Source organism: Massilia terrae (assembly GCF_024753145.1).
GTDB lineage: Bacteria > Pseudomonadota > Gammaproteobacteria > Burkholderiales > Burkholderiaceae_D > Telluria > Telluria terrae.
The window spans coordinates 159,756-178,797 of record NZ_JANUGU010000001.1; the positions used below are offsets into that span (position 1 = coordinate 159,756).

A 19,042-nucleotide genomic window follows, 5' to 3' on the forward strand; every position below is an offset into this window, starting at 1 on the left:
GGGGCGGTCAGGCCGGCACGCGCAGGGCGCGGCGCACGCGCGCCAGCAGTTCGTTGGGCTGGAACGGCTTGGCGATAAAGTCGTCGGCGCCGGCGTCGAGCGCGCGCACCGTGTCCTGCTCCGCGTTCTTCGCGGTCAGCATCAGGATCGGCACGCCGGCCCAGGCGGCGCGGGCGCGGATCCGGCGCACGATCTCGAAACCATCCACGTAGGGCAGCATCACGTCCAGCAGCACGAGATCCGGTGCATCATGCGCGGCCACGTGCTCGGACGCGGCACGGCCGTCGGCCACGAGCGTCACGCGATAGCCCTGGCGCTCGAACATGAAGCTCAGGACTTTGGCGATGTGCTCGTCATCTTCCACAACGAGAATGGATTGGGCGGGCTGATCGTTCGGCATGATTGGGCTCGGCAATTAGATGGCGTCATTATAGCCAAGCCCAAGCTTCTTAAAATCAATAACTTGCGGTCGTTTTCCCGCCAAATCGGCCGTTTGTCGGCGCCTTGAAAGACAAGTGGATAACGCTTGTTGTGCTCCCATTATCGTTGCGTGACGATAAGACAAGCCCTGCGGTTAAGCTCAGCCTGGCAGATCAAACACCAGCACTTCGGCATCCACCGCATCGTTCAGCTTGACCGAGGTCTCCCGCGTGAGCTTGAGCGCATCGCCCGCATGCAGCTCCGCGCCGTTCACCCGCACCGTGCCGCGGATCACGTGCACATAGGCGCGGCGGCCGAAATCAAGCATGTGCTCGACATCTTCCTTGGCTTCCAGGATCGTGGCGTAGACGGCGGCATCCTGGTGGATCGTCACCGAGCCGTCGCGGCCGTCGCTGGACGCGATCAGGCGCAGGTGGCCGCGCTTGGATTCGGGCGAGAAGTGCTTTTCCTCGTAGCTGGGCGGGATGCCGAGTTCGTTCGGCTGGATCCAGATTTGCAGGAAGTGCACGGATTCCGTGCGCGAGCCATTGAATTCGCTGTGGCGCACGCCGGTGCCGGCGCTCATGCGCTGGACGTCGCCGTAATGCAGGACCGAGCCGGTGCCCATGCTGTCCTGGTGCTCCAGCGCGCCGGACAACACGTAGGAAATGATATCCATGTCGCGGTGGGCGTGGGCGCCGAAGCCCATGCCGGGCGCGACGCGGTCTTCGTTGATGACCAGCAGCGGACCGAAGCCGGTGTGGCGCGGATCATGGTAGGACGCGAAGGAAAAGCTGTGGTGCGAATCGAGCCAGCCGTGGTCGGCGTGGCCGCGTTCCTCGCTTCTGCGGACTTCAAGCATGATGTCTCCTCCTTTGTTGGGTTTTCTTGTTTCTGCTAGGATCGGCTACCCGATACCAGACACTCAATCATGATCCGATTCCTCGTCGCTTGCATCGCATCGCTGGCCGTTTCCGCGTCCGCGCTCGCGGCCGATGCGCACGGTTTCCACATCGAAGACCCGCAAGGCGCCTTGTCCGCCGACACCCAGGCTGCCCTGGACGCCCAGCTGCAGATCGTCGAATCCGTCGGCTTGCCGCAAATGGTGCTCGACAAGATGCGCCAGACGCCCATCGTCATCGACCCCAGCCTGCGCGGCCAGCCGGGCGTCTTCATGCCCCGCAACGGCGGCGTGGTGGTAGTGCGCCCGTTTGCCTTCCCGGCCAACAAACCCATCCTGCTGCACGAACTGCTGCATGCCTACGATTTCAAGGTGCTCGGCATGGCCGACCCGAAAGTCGCCGCCGCCTACCGCAACGCCAGGGCGAATCCCGCTTTCCCGGCGCAGTTCCAATCCTCCCACTTCCTGGCCAATGCCAAGGAATTCTTTGCCGTCACCGGCACGCTCTACCTGTTCGGCGACATCCAACAGCCGCCGTTCGGTTGCGCCAGCCTGTCCAAGCTGGGGCAGGACTACCTCGACTTCCTCGCCGCGCAGTTCGGCCCGCATTCCTGCAAGGGCTGAGCTAGCGTCCGCGCAGGGGATCGAGCAGGCCGCGCAGGGCGTTGTGGTCGATCTCGTACATCAGCTCCAGCAACTGGCCCAGCTCGCCGCGCGGGAAGCCCTCGCGCGCGAACCAGCCGAGGTAGTGGCCGGGCAGGTCGGCGAGCTTCCTGCCCTGGTATTTCCCGAAGGGCATCTCTCGCGTCAGCAGCAATTGCAGGTGTTCCGGTTTCATTACCTGACACTTTAGCAAACATCGGGGCCGGTGATGTAGCATGGACCGCCAGGAGGCTGGCATGGACACCGACTTCGATCTTGAACGTTTCGTCGCGGCGCAGGCCGACATCTACCCGCAGGTGGTGGCCGAACTGCGCGCCGGACGCAAGCAGAGCCACTGGATGTGGTTCATCTTCCCCCAGGTGGCCGGCCTGGGCCACAGCGCGATGGCGCAAAAGTATGCGATCCGCTCCGGCGACGAGGCCGCGGCCTACCTCGCGCATCCGGTGCTGGGGCCGCGGCTGCGCGAATGCGCGACCCTGGTCGCGGCCATCGAGGATAGGTCGGTCGAGGACATTTTCGGCAGTCCGGACGACCGCAAGTTCCAGTCCTCGATGACCCTGTTTGCCGATGTGGCGCCGCATGAGGCCGTCTTCCAGGCCTGCCTCGACCAGTTCTTCGACGGCCAGGCCGACAGCGCCACGCTCGACTTCCTGAGCCGCGAACACGGTTGACGCACGGGAGGAATGACGGTCTTGTAATGTTGTTGCGTATAATCGCCGGGTGGCAGCGTTTGCCCCTCACGAGAAAACAATATACATGGCTTCATCTTCAGACAATATCAGCATGGCGGTGTTCTGCGACTTTGAAAACGTCGCACTCGGCGTGCGCGACGCCAATTACGAGAAATTCGACATCCGGCCGGTGCTGGAACGGCTGCTGCTCAAGGGCAGCATCGTCGTCAAGAAGTCGTATTGCGACTGGGAGCGTTACAAGGGCTTCAAGGCCGGCATGCACGAAGCTAACTTCGAGCTGATCGAAATCCCGCACGTGCGCCAGAGCGGCAAGAATTCGGCCGACATCCGGCTGGTGGTCGACGCGCTCGACCTGTGCTACACCAAGTCGCACGTCAACACCTTCGTCATCATCTCGGGCGATTCGGACTTTTCGCCGCTGGTGTCCAAGCTGCGCGAGAACGCCAAGAAAGTGATCGGCGTGGGCGTCAAGCAGTCGACTTCCGACCTGCTGGTGGCCAACTGCGACGAATTCATTTTCTACGACGACCTGGTGCGCGAGAAGCAGCGCGCCGCCGCCAAGCGCGACGAGCGCAAGGCGCAGCCGCAGGCCAAGCGTCCGAGCGACGACCGCCGCAAGGAAGAACTGGAAGCGCGCCGCCTGCAGGCGCTGGAAATGGTGGTCGAGACCTTCGATGCACTGACCTCCGAACGGGGCGACACCGGCAAGATCTGGGCCTCGCTGCTGAAGGACACGCTCAAGCGCCGCCGTCCGGATTTTTCCGAGACCTACTACGGCTTCCGCACCTTCGGCAATCTGCTGGAAGAGGCGCAGGCGCGCGGCCTGTTCGAGTTTGGCCGCGACGAGAAATCGGGCACCTATGTCTACCGCAGCAGCACCGCCCAGGCCCCAAGCGAGCAGATTCCCGCGGAGCAGGCCCCGGCGCTGGCCGAGCAGGCGGAGCCAGCCGTAGAGGCGGGCGAGCAGGCCGAGGCGCAGCCGGAGGCGAAGGAATCGCGCCGCCGTGGCCGTGGCGGCCGCAAGCAGCGCGAGCAGGCGCTGCCGGTGGTGCAGGAAGAAGTGATGGCGGAGCCGGTGGTCGAGGCCCAGCCGGAGCCGGTGGCCGAGGAGCCGCTGGCCGAAGCCGAAGGCCTGTCCGAGCGTATTGAGGCGAGCGCGGCAGCATCGGAAGAAGCCGCCGCCGCGCCGAAGGGAGGCCGCCGCGCGCCCCGCAAGACGGCAGCGCGCAAGGCACCGGCAGTCGAGGTCCCTGCCGAAATCCAGGCAGTGCAAGCAGAGGCGGCCTTGATGATGGCGCCGGGGGACCTGGACGAGTCCGCGGACGGAACGGCGGAAGCAGGCGATGGCGCCACGCCGGCGCGCAAGAAGTCCGCGCGCGCCGCGCACAAGGCGCCGGTCCGCAAGAGCGCACCGCGCAGCCGCCGCCCGGCCAAGCCGAAGACGCCGCCCGAGAGCGCGTAAGCGCACGGCGGAACGGGGCGACGTGCGTCCCGTTCGCTCTGCTATAGTGATCCGCATGGCGCCCGTCCGCGGCGCTGCGCGTCGCTTGTGCGAGGGAAACGTCATGCGTAAGCTTACCGGACTGTTCTTGTTGGCCCTTGCCGGCCAGGTCGCACATGCCGCGGGGCCGCTGCCGGCGGCCAATCATCCACTGCTCGGCGTCTGGCGGCTGGAACTGCCGCAGATCGGCTGTTACGAGACCTACCATTTCCGCGCCGACGGCACCTCGCTCGTCACCAGCGCGGACGAGGTGTCCGAGAGCGAGTTCCATGTCATGGACAAGCCGAGCGCGGCGGGGTTCTACAAGCTTGAAGACCACATCGTCAAGGACAACGGCAAGAAGGACTGCGCCGGCGAGATCACCAAGCCCGGCGCCAAGGCCGTCAACTACCTGCGCTTTCACCCGTCCAACTCCTTGTTCCTGATGTGCGCGGATGAATCGATGAAGACCTGCATCGGCCCGTTCGAGCGGGTCGAAAGTCCGTCGATCTGAGCGGCCAGGCGCCATCGAAAGCAGAGCGAACGTCATTCCCTCGAACGAGGGAATCCCATTTTTTTACCTACCGCTTTGGCAAGCGATACTGGCTACGCCCGCAAGATGGGGGGCCCCGCTTTCGCGAGGACGACGATGTGGTGTATGCATGCGTAGCCATACACCCCCGTTGGAACTCCCCATTGCTTCCGTGTATATTGCTGGGCGATCCATATTCGCAACGGAATCCTATGTCCCCGGCACTTCTTTTCTGCATCCTGATCGGCTATTTCGCCCTGCTGATGGCCGTGGCCTGGGTGACTTCGCGGAACGCCAACAACGAAAGCTTCTTCATCGGTAACAAGAGCAGCAACTGGGTGCTGGTCGCGTTCGGCATGGTCGGCACCACCTTGTCCGGCGCCACCTTCATCAGCGTGCCCGGCGCCGTCGGCAACGACGGCTTCGGCTACGGCCAGGTCGTGATCGGCTACGTGTTCGGCTACATCGCCGTCGCCTATTTGCTGCTGCCCCTGTACTACCGCCTCAAGCTGACCTCGATCTACCACTACCTCGACGTGCGCCTCGGCCGCCGCGCCTACCAGAGCGGGGCAGGGTTCTTCATCCTGTCGCGCCTGCTCGGCGCCACCGCGCGCCTCTATCTGGTGGTGAATATCCTGCAGGCCATCATCCTCGACAGCCTGGGGGTGCCGTTCTGGCTGACCACATTCGTGGTGCTGGGCATGATCCTGCTGTACACCTACCAGGGCGGCGTGAAGACCATCGTCTGGACCGACACCCTGCAGACCAGCTGCATGCTGTTCGGCCTGTTCGCCTGCGTGGGCTTCATGCTGTCGCAGCTGCACCTGTCGATTCCCGACAGCCTGGCGCAGATGCACGCACACGGCCTGTCACGCGTGTTCAACATGGACGCCGACCATCCGCACTACTGGTTGAAGGACATCGTGGCCGGCGTCTTCATCGTCCTGACCATGACCGGCATGGACCAGGAGATGATGCAGAAAACCATCTCCGTGAAGACCGTGGGCGACTCGCAAAAGAACCTCTTGAGCCTGACCGTGGTGCTGGTGATCGTGCTCTCCGCCTTCCTGTTCCTCGGCGGCCTGCTGTACCTGTACGCCCCGGTGGCCGGCGTCGCCGCCACGGGCGACAAGATTTTCCCGGCGGTGGTGATGGGCCACCTGCCGGCCGCGGTGCAGATCATCTTCCTGATCGCGCTGATCTCGGCCCTGTTCCCCAGCGCCGACGGCGCCATCACCGCGCTCACCTCGACCTTCTGCATCGACATCCTCGGCATCAAGCGCCGCGTCGACCTCTCCGACGATGCCAAGGTGCGCCTGCGCCGCCACGTGCACCTCGGCTTCGCCTTCCTGTTCCTGGCAATGGTGCTGGTGTTCAAATGGGTGGACAATCCCAGCATGATCGGCGTGATCCTGCGCGTGGCCGGCTACACCTACGGTCCGCTGCTCGGCCTGTTCGCCTTCGGCATGATGACCCGCCGCACCCTGAACGACCGCCTCGTTCCGTTGGTAACCGTGGGTGCGCCGGTCCTTTGCGCTATCCTTGAGTTTAATCAGGACAAACTGTTCGGAAGTTACCGCTTCGGGCTTGAATTGCTTATCGTTAATGGCATATTTGTTTTCGCCGGCTTGTTTGCCATCTCGCGCCGCGAGAAGGCCGGCCCCGCAGTCGTGACCGCATAATCCACCCCTTTTTTGCCGGAGTCCCGATGTCCGATAAGCCGAAATCCTCCCTGCGCCGCGGTGTCGGCGCACTCTGGCGCGCCCTCGATGCGACCCGTCGCGGGGTGATGAACCTGCTGTTCCTGGTCGTGCTGATCGCGCTGCTGTGGGCGATCTTCGGCGGTGGCGGCGGCCCCCGCGCGCTCGGGCCCAAGACCGCGCTGGTGCTGGAATTGAAGGGCCAGCTGGTCGAGCAGACCAGCGGCAGCGTGGCCGAGACCCTGGCCGCGGGCCTGGGCGCCGGCGAAGTGCGCCGCACCATCCAGCTGCGCGACGTGCTGACGGTAATGGACGCGGCCGCCAAGGACCCGAACATCGGCAGCGTGCTGCTGTCGCTGGACGAGCTCGAAATCGGCGGCCTCGCGTCGATGCACGAGTTCGGCGCTGCGATCGACCGCGTCAAGGCCGCCGGCAAGCAGGTGGTGGCCTGGGGCGGCAGCTACGACCAGAAGCGCTACCTGGTGGCTTCGCACGCGAGCGAGGTCTACGTGCACCCGATGGGCATGGTGCTGATCCAGGGCTTCGGCCGCTACCGCAACTACTACCGCGACGCGCTCGACAAGCTGGGCGTGACCGTGAACCTGATGAAGGTCGGCACCTATAAGAGCTTCGCGGAACCGTATATCGGCAACGGCCCCTCGCAGGCTGCGGTCGAGGCCGATACCTACCTGTACAACGGGCTGTGGAACAGCTACACCGGCGAGGTCGAGAAGGACCGCAAGCTGGCCGCCGGCACGCTCAAGGCGAATATCGACCAGCTTCCGCAGCGCATGGAAGCGGCCGGCGGCGATGCCGCCAAGGTCGCGCTCGATGCGCACCTGGTGGATGGCATCAAGACCAAGGACGAAGTGCGCGCGCTGCTGATCAAGCGCGGCGTCTACGACGAGCACATCAAGTCCTTCCGCCAGATTTCCTTCGCCGACTACCTTTCGCGCCATCCGGACAAGATGCTGGGCGACGCGGTCGGCGTGATCGTGGCCGAGGGCGACATCACCGAAGGCAACGGCGGCCCGGGCTCGGTCGGCGGCATCTCCACCGCCAACCTGATCCGGCAGGCGCGCAACGACGACAGCATCAAGTCGGTGGTCCTGCGCGTCAATTCGCCGGGCGGCAGCGCCTACGGTTCCGAACTGATCCGGCGCGAGCTGGAACTGACCCGCCTCGCCGGCAAGCCGGTGGTGGTGTCGATGGGCGACGTGGCGGCCTCGGGCGGCTACTGGATCTCGATGGCGTCCGACGAAGTGATCGCCGATCCGGGCACCGTGACCGGATCGATCGGCGTGTTCGCGATCCTGCCGACCGCCGACAAGGTGGTCGACAAGCTCGGCATCCACACGGCCGGCGTGACCACCACCTGGCTGGCCGACGCCTACAACCCGCTGCGTCCGCTCGACCCGCGCTTCGGCCAGCTGGTCCAGCAAAGCATCAACCACATCTACCGCGAGTTCACCGGCAAGGCGGCCGCAGCGCGCAAGACCACGCCCGAGAAGATCGACGAAGTGGGGCAGGGCCGGGTCTGGACCGGCGGCCAGGCCAAGGAACGCGGGCTGGTCGACACCCTCGGCAGCTACCAGGATGCGCTCAATTCCGCGGCCCGCCGCGGCAAGCTCGGCAGCGACTACCGGGTCGCCTACATCGAGCGCCCGACTTCGGCCTTCGAACGCTTCATCGGCAAGTTCGGCGTGTCGGCCGACCAGCTGATCCACGTCCAGGTGAAGCTGGGCCTGCTGCCGGCGGGGATCGAGAACGCGCTGCCGCCGCAAGCGGTGTCCGGCGTGGCCCGGGAACTGGGCTGGCTGGGCGGGGTCGCGGACGGCAAGAAGCCGTTCGAGGCCGTGACCCATTGCATGTGTGCATTCCCCGCTATGTAAATATTTGTAACGCCAAGTATCAGCCAGAAGGGCGCGGTGTATGCCGCGCCCTTTTTATTTGCGAGAATCGCCCGTGGTCGCAGGGGAAACCGGCCGCTTTTGCCCGGCTGGGCTATGTACTATACGAAACATAATCCATCGTCTCTCCGTGCTAGAGTCGTTCATTCGAAAAATAGTTCGCGCGCAGTGGCCGAGCAAACAAGGAAGAGCATGGATTCGACCGTCACACCAGAAAAGCCAGTCACCCACCAACCCCGCAGCCGGCGCTCGCGCGTCATCGGGACCATCATCGCCATCCTGGCCATGGTCGGCCTCGGCGCGCTCGCCTGGCACCTGACGCACCAGGCGCCCGCACCGGGCGCGGGACAAGGCGGCGGCGGACGCGGGCGCGGCGCCGGCGGGCCGGGTGGCGGCGGCTTTGGTGGACGCGGCGGCATGCCGGCGACCACGGTGGGCGTGGCGACGGCGGAACGCGCCGACATCCCGGTCTACCTCGACTCGCTCGGCACCGTGACCGCGACCGCGACGACTACCGTGCGGGCCCAGGTCTCGGGCGTGCTCCAGAAGGTCAACTACAGCGAAGGCCAGCTGGTGCACGCCGGCCAGGTGCTCGCCACCATCGATCCGCGCTCGTTCCAGATCGCGCTGATGCAGGCCAGCGGCCAGCGCCAGCGCGACGAGGCCCAGCTCGACAGCGCCCGCGTCACCCTCGGCCGCTACCAGACCCTGCTCAAGGAAGATTCGATCGCGCGCCAGGATGTGGATACCCAGGCCGCGCTGGTCAAGCAGCTGGAAGGCACGGTGATGACCGACCGCGCCAACGAGAACATGGCCAAGCTCAATCTCAACTACTCCCAGGTGAAGGCGCCGATCAGCGGCCGCGTCGGCCTGCGCACGGTCGACGTCGGCAACCTGGTCGGCAGCAATGACGCCAACGGCGTGGCCGTGATCACCCAGCTGTCGCCGATCGACGTGCAGTTCACCGTGCCGCAAGACCAGCTGCCGCTGCTGCAGGCGCGCATCCGCCAGGCGGAGGCGCTGCCTGCCACCGCGCTCGACCGCACCCGCACCGACACCCTGGCCGCCGGCCGCTTCGTCGCGCTGGACAACCAGGTCGACGTCCAGACCGGCACCGTGAAGGCCAAGGCGCGCTTCGATAACAACGACAACAAGATGTTCCCCAGCCAGTTCGTCAACCTGCGCCTGAAGGTCGACACCATCAAGAACGCGGTGGTGGTGCCGGTGACCGCCGTGCGCCACGGCGCCGACGGCGACTACGTGTACGTGCTCAATGGCGCGCAGCGCACCGTCTCGCTGCGCCCGGTCACGCGCGGCCAGCAGACTGTCGACAAGATCGAGCTGCGTAGCGGCGTGCAGGCGGGCGAGCAGGTGATCACCGAGGGCGCCGACCGCCTCAAGGAAGGCGCCAAGGTGGTGCTGCCGGGTGACCGTCCGCAGATGGGCGGGCCGGGCGGCGGGCAGGGCGGCCGGCACGGGCGCGGCGGCCAGGGTGGCCAGGGTGGCCAAGGTGCACAAGGTGCGCAGGCGCCGCAGGCAGGCCAGGCAGCGCCGGGTGGCGCCGATGCCGCCGGCGGCCACCGCCGCTGGCAGAACGGCGCCGACGCCGGCCAGCCGGGCGCCCCGGACGGCCAGCGCCGCCACCGCCGCGACGGCCAGCAGCAAGGCCAGTCGCCCTCGCAATCGCAATAACGGAAGCGCAGCATGAGTCCATCCGGTCCATTCATTCGCCGGCCGGTCGCCACGGCATTGTTAATGCTGGCGATCGTGCTCGCCGGCCTGGTCGGCTATAAATTCCTGCCGCTGTCGGCCCTGCCGCAGGTCGATTTCCCGACCATCCAGGTGCAGACCCTGTATCCGGGCGGCAGCCCGGAGGTGATGGCGCGCACCGTCACCGCGCCGCTCGAGCGCAACTTCGGCCAGATGACCGGCCTGCAGCGCATGAGCTCCACCAGCGCCGCCGGCGTCTCCGTCATCACGCTGCAGTTCAGTCTGGGCGAGACGCTCGACGTCGCCGAGCAGGAAGTGCAGGCCGCGATCAACGCCAGCACCACGCTGCTGCCGACCGACCTGCCGGCGCCGCCGGTGTACGCCAAGGTCAACCCGGCCGACGCGCCGGTGCTGACGCTTGCGATCACCTCCAACACCATGCCGCTGACCGACGTGCAGAACCTGGTCAACACGCGCCTGGCGCTGAAGATCTCGCAGGTATCGGGCGTGGGCCTGGTCACGCTGCAGGGCGGCCAGCGGCCGGCGGTGCGGATCCAGGCCGACACCGGCCTGCTGGCATCGTACGGCCTGGGACTGGACACCCTGCGCAGCGCGATCACCGCCGCCAACGCCAACAGCGCCAAGGGCAGCTTCGATGGTCCGGCGCGCGCCTACACCATCAACGCCAACGACCAACTGCTCACTGTCCCCGACTACCAGAACCTGATCGTCGCCTACCGCAACGGCGCGCCGGTGCGCCTGTCGGACGTGGCCAAGGTAGTCAACAGCGCCGAGAACGTGAAGCTGGGCGCCTGGGCCAATATGCAGCCGGCGATCATCCTCAACGTGCAGCGCCAGCCGGGCGCCAACGTGATCCAGACCGTGGACGCGATCAAGCAGCGCCTGCCGGAACTGCAATCGAGCCTACCGCCGGGCCTGCAGGTGAGCGTGCTGTCCGATCGCACTGCCGGCATCCGCTCCTCGGTCGAGCACGTGCAGTTCGAGCTGGTGCTGGCCGTGGTGCTGGTGGTGCTGGTGATCTTCGCTTTCCTGCACAGCCTGCGCGCGACCGTGATCGCCAGCCTGGCCGTGCCGATCTCGCTGGTCGGCACCTTCGGCGTGATGTACCTGCTCGGCTACAGCCTGAACAACCTGTCGCTGATGGCGCTCACCATCGCCACCGGCTTCGTGGTCGACGACGCCATCGTCATGATCGAGAACATCTCGCGCTACCTGGAGGAAGGCGAGAAGCCGATGGCCGCCGCGATCAAGGGCGCCACCCAGATCGGCTTCACCATCATTTCGCTGACGGTGTCGCTGATCGCGGTGCTGATCCCGCTGCTGTTCATGGGTGACGTGGTGGGTCGCCTGTTCCGCGAGTTCGCCGTGACGCTGGCGATCACCATCCTGATCTCGGCGGTGGTGTCGCTGACCCTGGTGCCGATGATGTCGGCGCGCTGGCTGCGCAGCGGTTCGGAGGAGCACTCCAGCCGCTTCGCGAAGCGCTTCCAGGCCATGTTCGACCGCGTGATCCACCACTACGACTACATGCTCAACTGGGTGCTGGACCGCCAGGCGCTGACGCTGCTGGTGGCGCTGGGCACCCTGGTGCTGACCGCGCTCCTGTACATTTACATCCCGAAGGGCCTGTTCCCGACCCAGGACACCGGCCAGCTGCAAGCGCGCGTCCAGGCCCGCGACGGCATCTCGTACGAGAACATGGCGGCCCTGCAGCAGCAGGCGGCACAGGCGATCCTGGCCGACCCGGACGTGCAATCGCTCAGCTCCACAGTGGGCGTGGACGCCGCCAACAACACCATGCTCAACACCGGCAGCATGCTGATCAACCTGAAGGACGGCCACCGCGACCAGAAGGCCCTGATGGACGACCTGCGGCGCCGCGTCGGCCAGGTGGCAGGCCTGACGCTGTACGTGCAGCCGACCCAGGACCTGACCATCGACGCCGAGACCGGGCCGACCCAGTACCGCCTGTCGATCGAGGGCGCCGACACCGCCACCGTGACCAAGTGGGCCAATGCGCTGGCCCAGCGCATGCGCCAGCAGAAGCAGCTGCGCAACGTGGTCACCGACGCCGGCGCCACCGGGGCCGCGGCCTTCGTCAACATCGACCGCGACAGCGCCTCGCGCATGTCGGTCACCGCGTCCAGCATCGACGACGCGCTGTACAGCGCCTTCGGCCAGCGCATCGTGTCCACCATCTTCACCGAGACCAACCAGTACCGCGTGATCCTGGAGGCGACCCAGAGCGACCAGATGTCGGTCGACGCGCTCAAGCGCCTGCAGCTGCGCACCGGTTCGGGCCAGCCGACGCCGCTCGACGCGATCGCCAGCGTGCAGGAGCAACCGGCGCCGCTGCAGATCACCCACGTGGCCCAGTACCCGGCCACCACGGTCGGCTTCGACACCGCGACCGGCTACAAGCTGGGGCAGGCAGTGGAGGCGATCCACGAGGCCGCGGCCGACATCAAGCTGCCGCCGTCCGTGACCCTGACCTTCCTCGGCGCGTCTGGCGCCTACCAGGCCTCGCTCACCAACCAGCTGTGGCTGATCCTGGCGGCGGTGGTCTGCGTGTACATCGTGCTCGGCGTGCTGTACGAAAGCTACATCCACCCGCTGACCATCCTGTCGACGCTGCCGTCGGCCGGCGTGGGCGCGCTGCTGGCGCTGATGGTCACCGGGAAGGGCCTGGACGTGATCGGCATCATCGGCATCATCCTCCTGATCGGCATCGTCAAGAAGAACGCGATCATGATGATCGACTTCGCGATCGAGGCCGAGCGCGACGAAGGCAAGAGCCCACGCGTGGCGATCCACCAGGCCGCGATGCTGCGCTTCCGCCCGATCCTGATGACCACCCTGGCGGCGCTGTTCGCGGCGGTCCCGCTGATGCTCGGCTTCGGCCAGGGCGCCGAGCTGCGCCGGCCGCTGGGCCTGTCGATCTTCGGCGGCCTGATCGTCAGCCAGCTGCTCACGCTGTTCACCACCCCGGTGATCTACCTGGCCTTCGACCGCATGGCGCGCCGCTGGTCCGGCCGTGAACCGGCCAAGTCGCGCGAGGTCGGCGCATGAATTTGTCGCACTGGTTCGTCCGCCGGCCGATCGGCACGGTGCTGCTGACGCTCGGCCTGGCGCTGGCGGGCGTGGCGGCATTCTTCGTGCTGCCGGTGGCGCCCCTGCCCCAGGTCGACTACCCGGTGATCTCGGTCAGCGCGAACCTGCCGGGCGCCAGCCCCGACACCATGGCCACCTCGGTCGCGACACCGCTGGAGCGCCGCCTGGGCGTGATCGCCGGCGTCAACGAAATGACCTCGAACAGCGGCAACGGCTCGACCCGGGTGACGCTGCAGTTCGACCTGAACCGCAAGATCGATTCGGCCGCGCGCGAAGTGCAGGCCGCAATCAACGCCTCGCGCGCCGACTTGCCGTCCACGCTGCGCAGCAACCCGACCTATCGCAAGGCCAACCCGTCCGACGCGCCGGTGCTGATCCTGGCGCTGACCTCGCGCACCCGTACCCCGGGCCAGATCTACGACGAGGTGTCGAACCTGGTGCAGCAGCAGGTGGCGCAGGTGCAGGGCGTGGGCGACGTCGAGATCGGCGGCGGCTCGCTGCCGGCGGTGCGGGTCGACCTGAATCCCTACCTGCTCAACAAATACGGCGTGGCGGCCGAGGACGTGCGTTCCGCGCTCCAGGCCAGCAACCCGAACCGGCCCAAGGGCGCGGTCGAGGCGCATGGCACCCGGCTGCAGATCTACACCCAGGCCAACACGCCCACCGGCGGGCGCTACGCCGCCGACTATTCCGGCCTGATCGTCGCCTGGCGCAACGGCGCGCCGATCCGGCTGCAGGACATCGCCACCGTGTACGACGGCGTCGAGAACGTCAACACGCTGGGCCTCTTCAACGGCAAGCCCGCGATCATCGTGCTGATCACGCTGCAGCCGGGGGCCAACGTGATCCAGACCGTCGACGGCGTGCGCGCCTTGCTGCCGACGCTGCAGGCGCAGCTGCCCGGCGACGTGACCTTGCAGGTGGCGTCCGACCGCACCAGCTCGATCCGCGCCTCGCTGCATGAAGTCGAGCTGACGCTGATCATCTCGGTGCTGCTGGTGGTGCTGGTGGTGAGCGTGTTCCTGCGCTCGATCCGCGCGACCGTGGTGCCGGCCGTAGCCACCATCGTGTCGCTGCTGGGCACCTTTGGCGTGATGTACGCGCTCGGCTTCAGCCTGAATAACCTGTCGCTGATGGCGCTGACGGTGGCCACCGGCTTCGTGGTCGACGACGCCATCGTGGTGCTGGAGAACACCAGCCGCCACATCGAGCACGGCATGGACCGCATGAAGGCGGCCCTGCTGGGCGCGCGCGAAGTCGGCTTCACGGTGCTGTCGATCAGCCTGTCGCTGGTGGCGGTGTTCATCCCCTTGCTGTTCATGGGCGGGCAGGTGGGCCGGCTGTTCCGCGAATTCGCGGTCACGCTGTCGGCCGCGGTGCTGATCTCGCTGGTGATCTCGCTGACCACCACGCCGATGCTGTGCGCCTGGCTGCTCAAGCGGAACGTGACGCACAAGAAGCCGAACCGCTTTTCCGCCGCGGCCGAACGCGGCTTCGCGCGCGTGCTGCGCACCTACGAACACGCGCTCGACTGGGCGCTCGACAGCAAGCTGCTGGTGATGATCATCCTGCTGTTCGTGGTGTGCCTGAATGTGTTCCTGTTCGCCGCCGCGCCCAAGGGCTTTTTCCCGCAGCAGGACAGCGGCCAGATCAACGGCGGCATGCGCGCCGACCAGAGCATCTCCTTCCAGGCCATGCAGGGCAAGCTGCGCCAGCTGGTCAACATCATCAAGAGCGATCCGGCGGTCGACACCGTGGTCGGCTTCACCGGCGGTTCGCGCGCCGGCGGCGGCTTCATGTTCATGAACCTCAAGCCGGTCGGCGAGCGCAAGGACAGCGGCCAGGCCGTGATCGCGCGCCTGCGGCCCAAGCTGGCGCGGGTCACCGGCGTGCAGCTGTTCCTCAATCCCGTGCAGGACCTGCGCATGGGTGGCCGCTCCAGCAACTCGACCTACCAGTACACGCTCAAGGCCGACAACCGGGCCGACCTCAAGCTGTGGGCGACCAAGCTGGCCGATGCCATGAAGAGCCAGCCTGCGCTGACCGACGTCGACACCGACCAGGCCGACAACGGCGTGGAGACCTATGTCAGCATCGACAAGGAGAGCGCGGCGCGCCTGGGCATCAACACGCGCGACGTCGACAACGCCATGTACGACGCCTTCGGCCAGCGCCAGGTCGCCAACATCTATTCGGAGCTGAACCAGTACCACGTGATCATGGGCGTGGCGCAGCAGTACGCGCAGTCGCCGGTGGCGCTGACCGACGTGTACGTGCCCTCGTCCGGCAGCGCCAAACCCGCGGCCACCAGCACCACGCGCACTGCGACGACGTCGACGGCCAGCACCAACGGCGCGCCGGCCGCGCCCACCAACCTGACTGCGGCGCGCGACCCGGCCTCAGGCTCGGCGATCTCCAGCAAGCTCACCACCATGGTGCCGCTGTCGGCGATTTCGAAGTTCGCCGAACGCGCCACGCCGAGCTCCGTCAACCACCAGGACGGCGAGCTGGCCACCACGGTGTCGTTCAACCTCGCGGAAGGCTACAGCCTGTCGGACGGCCAGGCCGCCGTGCGCCAGGCCGAAGCCGACATCGGCATGCCGACCAATGTGCGCGGCAGCTTCGCCGGCACGGCGCAGGCGGCGCAGCAATCGAACCAGCAGCAGCCGCTCCTGATCGCGGCCGCGCTGGTGGTGATCTACATCGTGCTCGGCATTTTGTACGAGAGCCTGGTGCACCCGGTGACGGTGCTCAGCACCTTGCCATCGGCCGGCGTGGGCGCGGTGCTGGCGCTGCTGATGTTCAAGATGGAGTTCTCGATCATCGCGCTGATCGGCGTGTTCCTCCTGATCGGCATCGTGAAGAAGAACGCGATCCTGATCATCGACTTCGCGCTGGAAGCGGAACGCGCGCGCGGCCTGTCCGCCACCGAAGCGGTGCGCGAGGCCTGCCTGCTGCGCTTCCGCCCGATCCTGATGACCACCCTGGCCGCGGCGCTGGGCGCCTTGCCGCTCGCGATCGGCTTCGGCGAAGGCTATGAACTGCGCCAGCCGCTCGGCATCGCCATCATCGGCGGCCTGATCGCCAGCCAGCTGCTCACGCTCCTGACCACCCCGGTGGTGTACGTCCTGCTCGACAAGCTGCGCCGCCGCAGCGCGTCGGAGCACGAGCTCGTGCGCCACCCGCTCGAAGAAGCACAGTCCACCTGACCATGAGTACCCGTATGCGAACCAAACCGACCCACCGCCTGCATCTGCTGGCCTTGTCCGCCTCCCTGCTGGCCGGCTGCTCGGTGACGCCGGCCTACCACACGCCGTCCACGCCGCAGCCGCTCGCGTTCAAGGAAGCGCAAGGCTGGGTGCCGGCGGCGCCCGCCGACACGCTCGAACGCGGCCAGTGGTGGATGCTGTTCAACGACCCGGTGCTGACCGGGCTGGTGGAGAACGTGGACGTCTCGAACCAGACCGTGGCGGCGGCCGTCGCGGCCTACGACCAGGCGCGCGCGCTGGTGCAGCAGCAGCGTGCGTCGCTGTTCCCGAGCGTGTCGCTGAACACCAGCGCCAATCGCACGGGCGGCGGCGAGGCCGGGGCCGGCAACCGCTACAACCTCGACATCGGCGGCAGCTGGGAGCCGGACGTGTGGGGCCGCCTGCGCGCCAACGTCTCGGCCGCGCAGGCCAGCGCCCAGGCCAGCCAGGCCGACCTGGCCTCCGCGCGCCTGTCGGCGCAGGGCGAGCTGGCCGCCGACTACTTCTCGCTGCGCGCCAGCGACGCCACGCTGGCGCTGCTGAACACTACCATCGAAGGCTACCAGCGCGCGCTGCAGATCACCACCAACCGCTACAAGGCCGGCATCGCCGCGCATTCGGACGTGCTGCAGGCCCAGACCCAGCTCGCCAATGCGCAGGCCGACCAGCAGGCCGTGGTGCGCCAGCGCGCCCAGCTCGAACATGCGATCGCGGTCCTGGCCGGCAAGGCGCCGGCCGAATTTGCAATCGCGCCGACGGCCACCTGGCAGGTGGTGGTGCCGGAAGTGCCGGTGGGCGTGCCGTCGACGCTGCTGCAGCGCCGCCCGGACATCGCCGCTTCCGAGCGCCGTGTGGCCGCCGCCAACGCGCAGATCGGCGTGGCACGTTCCGCCTACTTCCCTAATATCGGCCTGACGGCCAGCTACGGCACCGGTTCGACGCATTCGTTTGCGGACCTGTTCAAGGTGTCGAACGCCGTGTGGTCCTTCGGGTTCTCGGCGGCGGAGACCTTGTTCAATGCGGGTGCCACCGGTGCTGCGGTGTCAGGTGCGGAAGCGGGCCAGCGCCAGGCTGCGGCGCGCTATCGGCAGACGGTGCTGGCGGCGTTCCAGAACGTCGAGGACCAGCTGTCCGCATCGCGCGTGCTGGCCAGCCAGCAGGACCTGCGGCGCCAGGCCTCCGAGGCCGCCGACCAGGTCGAGCAGCAGATGGTGAACCGCTACAAGGCGGGGCAGGTGAGCTACACCGACGTGATCAACGCCCAGGTGACCGCGCTGAACGCGCGCCGCAACCTGGTGCAGGTGCAGTCGGACCGGCAGTCGGCGGCGGTGTCGCTGATCCAGGCGCTGGGTGGCGGGTGGCACGAGCCGCAGTAATTGACGCCGTCGTCCCCGCGAAGGCGGGGACCCATAGGCAGTTTGCGACAATGGCTGAAGCAGCGTAACCGCACACTCAGCATGGGTCCCCGCCTTCGCGGGGACGACGGTTTTACGTTAGTTGGAGAGGAGTTCTTCCAGATACCGCTCCCACAACTTCGCCACCGTGTGGCTCCCATGCCCGCGCGTCTCCGGCGTCAGCGGCAGCACCACCGCCTTGCCGCGCTTGACGCGCATGATCTCTTTTTCGAGGATGCCCAGCTCCGGCGGATTGATCAGGTCATCCGCGGTGTTGACCGCGATGAGAGGCGCCTCGATCTTCTCCAGTCCCGGCTTCGGATCGTAATCCCACGATGCCTCGATCGCGTATAGCAGGTCGTTCGCATCCATCGATTTCATCGCGCCGTCGACGTAGTGGTCGAGCTCCTTGTCGGACGCCGCCAGCGTCGGCATCTGCTGCTGGCGCAGCACCGGGTTACTGCTCATGAAGAACAGCATCTCGGCTGCGGTGCGCAGGCTTTGCGGCTGCGTGCTGTAATCGCCGCCTTGCCAGGTCGGGTCGTGGCGGATGGCGTCGATCACCACCCGCCGCCAGGCGCGGTTGCGGCCCGAGATCTGGTCCGGCAGGCTCGCCAGCGGCATCAGCGCGTCCATGAAGCCGGGATAGCGCTCGCCCCACACCCAGGTTTGCATGCCGCCCATCGAGGTACCCATCACCAGCTTCAGGTGGTTCACGCCCAACCCTTCGGTCAGCAGCTTGTACTGGGCGTCGACCATGTCGCGGTAGCCGTAGTGCGGGAAGCGCGCACGCAGGCCGTCGCTCGGTTTGCTGGAGCCGCCGATGCCGATGCCGTCGGTGAGGATCACGTAGTAGCGCGCCACGTCCAGCGCGCCGCCCGGCCGGAACAACTCGCCCGCGAATTCGGGCCGCATGAACTGGGCGCCGGTGCCGCCGGTGCCGTGCGTGATCAGCACCGCGTTGGTCACCTTGCCGTGCGCGTCGCGTTGCGGCGCGCCGAGCGTGCGGTAGTGGATCTTCAGCTCGGGCAGCGATTCGCCGGACTGGAAGCGGAAGTCCTTGATGAAGAAATCGCGTTCCGCCGGCGCCGGATAGTCGGCGCCCTGCGCGGTAAAGGCGAGGGTGGACAGGAGCGTGGCGGCGAGAAGTCTCTTGGTCATGTGCGGCGTGCGGATGGACTGTCGGAGCGGCCACTATAAGTCGAGTTGGTCGACCATGCACGTTTGACAGTGGAAATTTTTCAATCGATACTTTGATGC

General features: G+C 66.8%; 14 protein-coding genes. 10 read left to right on the top strand and 4 right to left on the bottom strand.

What is annotated here, in order from left to right; genetic code table 11:
* Positions 1 to 7: 7 nt before the first annotated feature.
* Positions 8 to 400 (bottom strand): response regulator transcription factor, encoded by a 393-nt coding sequence (locus tag NX778_RS00830; RefSeq protein WP_258809793.1) that lies wholly within the window; start codon positions 398 to 400, stop codon positions 8 to 10.
* Positions 401 to 580: 180 nt separating this feature from the next.
* Positions 581 to 1,282 (bottom strand): pirin family protein, encoded by a 702-nt coding sequence (locus NX778_RS00835; protein WP_258809794.1) that lies wholly within the window; start codon positions 1,280 to 1,282, stop codon positions 581 to 583.
* 69 nt (positions 1,283 to 1,351) lie between these two features.
* Here NX778_RS00835 and NX778_RS00840 point away from each other — a divergent pair, with 69 nt between their 5' ends.
* Positions 1,352 to 1,945 (top strand): hypothetical protein, encoded by a 594-nt coding sequence (locus tag NX778_RS00840; protein WP_258809795.1) that lies wholly within the window; start codon positions 1,352 to 1,354, stop codon positions 1,943 to 1,945.
* A 1-nt stretch (position 1,946) separates the two neighbouring features.
* On the opposite strand, the gene NX778_RS00845 is transcribed toward NX778_RS00840, so the two are convergent.
* On the bottom strand, positions 1,947 to 2,159 hold the full coding sequence (locus NX778_RS00845) for a DUF3820 family protein (protein ID WP_258809796.1): 213 nt from the start codon (positions 2,157 to 2,159) through the stop codon (positions 1,947 to 1,949).
* 61 nt (positions 2,160 to 2,220) lie between these two features.
* Between NX778_RS00845 and NX778_RS00850 the strand changes: the two genes are divergently transcribed.
* The 9 genes from NX778_RS00850 to NX778_RS00890 all read left to right on the top strand — a co-directional run bounded on the left by NX778_RS00850 (position 2,221) and on the right by NX778_RS00890 (position 17,764).
* Positions 2,221 to 2,655, top strand: coding sequence for a DUF1810 domain-containing protein (locus tag NX778_RS00850; RefSeq protein WP_258809797.1), 435 nt, complete (start codon positions 2,221 to 2,223; stop codon positions 2,653 to 2,655).
* Positions 2,656 to 2,740: 85 nt separating this feature from the next.
* A complete protein-coding gene (locus NX778_RS00855) occupies positions 2,741 to 4,138 on the top strand; it encodes an NYN domain-containing protein (RefSeq protein ID WP_258809798.1) in 1,398 nt (465 codons plus the stop codon).
* A 103-nt stretch (positions 4,139 to 4,241) separates the two neighbouring features.
* Complete coding sequence (locus tag NX778_RS00860; RefSeq protein ID WP_258809799.1) at positions 4,242 to 4,670, top strand: hypothetical protein; 429 nt, start codon at positions 4,242 to 4,244, stop codon at positions 4,668 to 4,670.
* A gap of 230 nt (positions 4,671 to 4,900) precedes the next feature.
* On the top strand, positions 4,901 to 6,370 hold the full coding sequence (locus tag NX778_RS00865) for a sodium:solute symporter (RefSeq protein WP_258809800.1): 1,470 nt from the start codon (positions 4,901 to 4,903) through the stop codon (positions 6,368 to 6,370).
* A gap of 26 nt (positions 6,371 to 6,396) precedes the next feature.
* On the top strand, positions 6,397 to 8,280 hold the full coding sequence (sppA, locus tag NX778_RS00870; protein WP_258809801.1) for a signal peptide peptidase SppA: 1,884 nt from the start codon (positions 6,397 to 6,399) through the stop codon (positions 8,278 to 8,280).
* A gap of 210 nt (positions 8,281 to 8,490) precedes the next feature.
* Positions 8,491 to 9,990: an MdtA/MuxA family multidrug efflux RND transporter periplasmic adaptor subunit gene (locus NX778_RS00875; protein WP_258809802.1), complete on the top strand. Its 1,500-nt coding sequence runs from the start codon at positions 8,491 to 8,493 to the stop codon at positions 9,988 to 9,990.
* Between the two features lie 12 nt (positions 9,991 to 10,002).
* Positions 10,003 to 13,098, top strand: a complete 3,096-nt coding sequence (locus NX778_RS00880) for an efflux RND transporter permease subunit (RefSeq protein ID WP_258809803.1) — start codon at positions 10,003 to 10,005, stop codon at positions 13,096 to 13,098.
* On the top strand, positions 13,095 to 16,349 hold the full coding sequence (locus NX778_RS00885; RefSeq protein ID WP_258809804.1) for an efflux RND transporter permease subunit: 3,255 nt from the start codon (positions 13,095 to 13,097) through the stop codon (positions 16,347 to 16,349). The genes NX778_RS00880 and NX778_RS00885 overlap by 4 nt, the downstream gene beginning before the upstream one ends.
* 14 nt (positions 16,350 to 16,363) lie before the next feature.
* Complete coding sequence (locus NX778_RS00890) at positions 16,364 to 17,764, top strand: efflux transporter outer membrane subunit (protein ID WP_258809805.1); 1,401 nt, start codon at positions 16,364 to 16,366, stop codon at positions 17,762 to 17,764.
* A gap of 117 nt (positions 17,765 to 17,881) precedes the next feature.
* Here the strand turns inward: NX778_RS00890 and NX778_RS00895 are convergent, their stop codons facing one another.
* Positions 17,882 to 18,943 (bottom strand): alpha/beta fold hydrolase, encoded by a 1,062-nt coding sequence (locus tag NX778_RS00895; RefSeq protein ID WP_258809806.1) that lies wholly within the window; start codon positions 18,941 to 18,943, stop codon positions 17,882 to 17,884.
* Positions 18,944 to 19,042: the final 99 nt, after the last annotated feature.

Coding starts and splice junctions, on each gene's coding strand:
- NX778_RS00830 (WP_258809793.1), bottom strand. CDS start 400: ATGCCGAACGATCAGCCCGCCCAATCCATTCTCGTTGTGGAAGATGAC.
- NX778_RS00835 (WP_258809794.1), bottom strand. CDS start 1,282: ATGCTTGAAGTCCGCAGAAGCGAGGAACGCGGCCACGCCGACCACGGC.
- NX778_RS00840 (WP_258809795.1), top strand. CDS start 1,352: ATGATCCGATTCCTCGTCGCTTGCATCGCATCGCTGGCCGTTTCCGCG.
- NX778_RS00845 (WP_258809796.1), bottom strand. CDS start 2,159: ATGAAACCGGAACACCTGCAATTGCTGCTGACGCGAGAGATGCCCTTC.
- NX778_RS00850 (WP_258809797.1), top strand. CDS start 2,221: ATGGACACCGACTTCGATCTTGAACGTTTCGTCGCGGCGCAGGCCGAC.
- NX778_RS00855 (WP_258809798.1), top strand. CDS start 2,741: ATGGCTTCATCTTCAGACAATATCAGCATGGCGGTGTTCTGCGACTTT.
- NX778_RS00860 (WP_258809799.1), top strand. CDS start 4,242: ATGCGTAAGCTTACCGGACTGTTCTTGTTGGCCCTTGCCGGCCAGGTC.
- NX778_RS00865 (WP_258809800.1), top strand. CDS start 4,901: ATGTCCCCGGCACTTCTTTTCTGCATCCTGATCGGCTATTTCGCCCTG.
- sppA (WP_258809801.1), top strand. CDS start 6,397: ATGTCCGATAAGCCGAAATCCTCCCTGCGCCGCGGTGTCGGCGCACTC.
- NX778_RS00875 (WP_258809802.1), top strand. CDS start 8,491: ATGGATTCGACCGTCACACCAGAAAAGCCAGTCACCCACCAACCCCGC.
- NX778_RS00880 (WP_258809803.1), top strand. CDS start 10,003: ATGAGTCCATCCGGTCCATTCATTCGCCGGCCGGTCGCCACGGCATTG.
- NX778_RS00885 (WP_258809804.1), top strand. CDS start 13,095: ATGAATTTGTCGCACTGGTTCGTCCGCCGGCCGATCGGCACGGTGCTG.
- NX778_RS00890 (WP_258809805.1), top strand. CDS start 16,364: ATGCGAACCAAACCGACCCACCGCCTGCATCTGCTGGCCTTGTCCGCC.
- NX778_RS00895 (WP_258809806.1), bottom strand. CDS start 18,943: ATGACCAAGAGACTTCTCGCCGCCACGCTCCTGTCCACCCTCGCCTTT.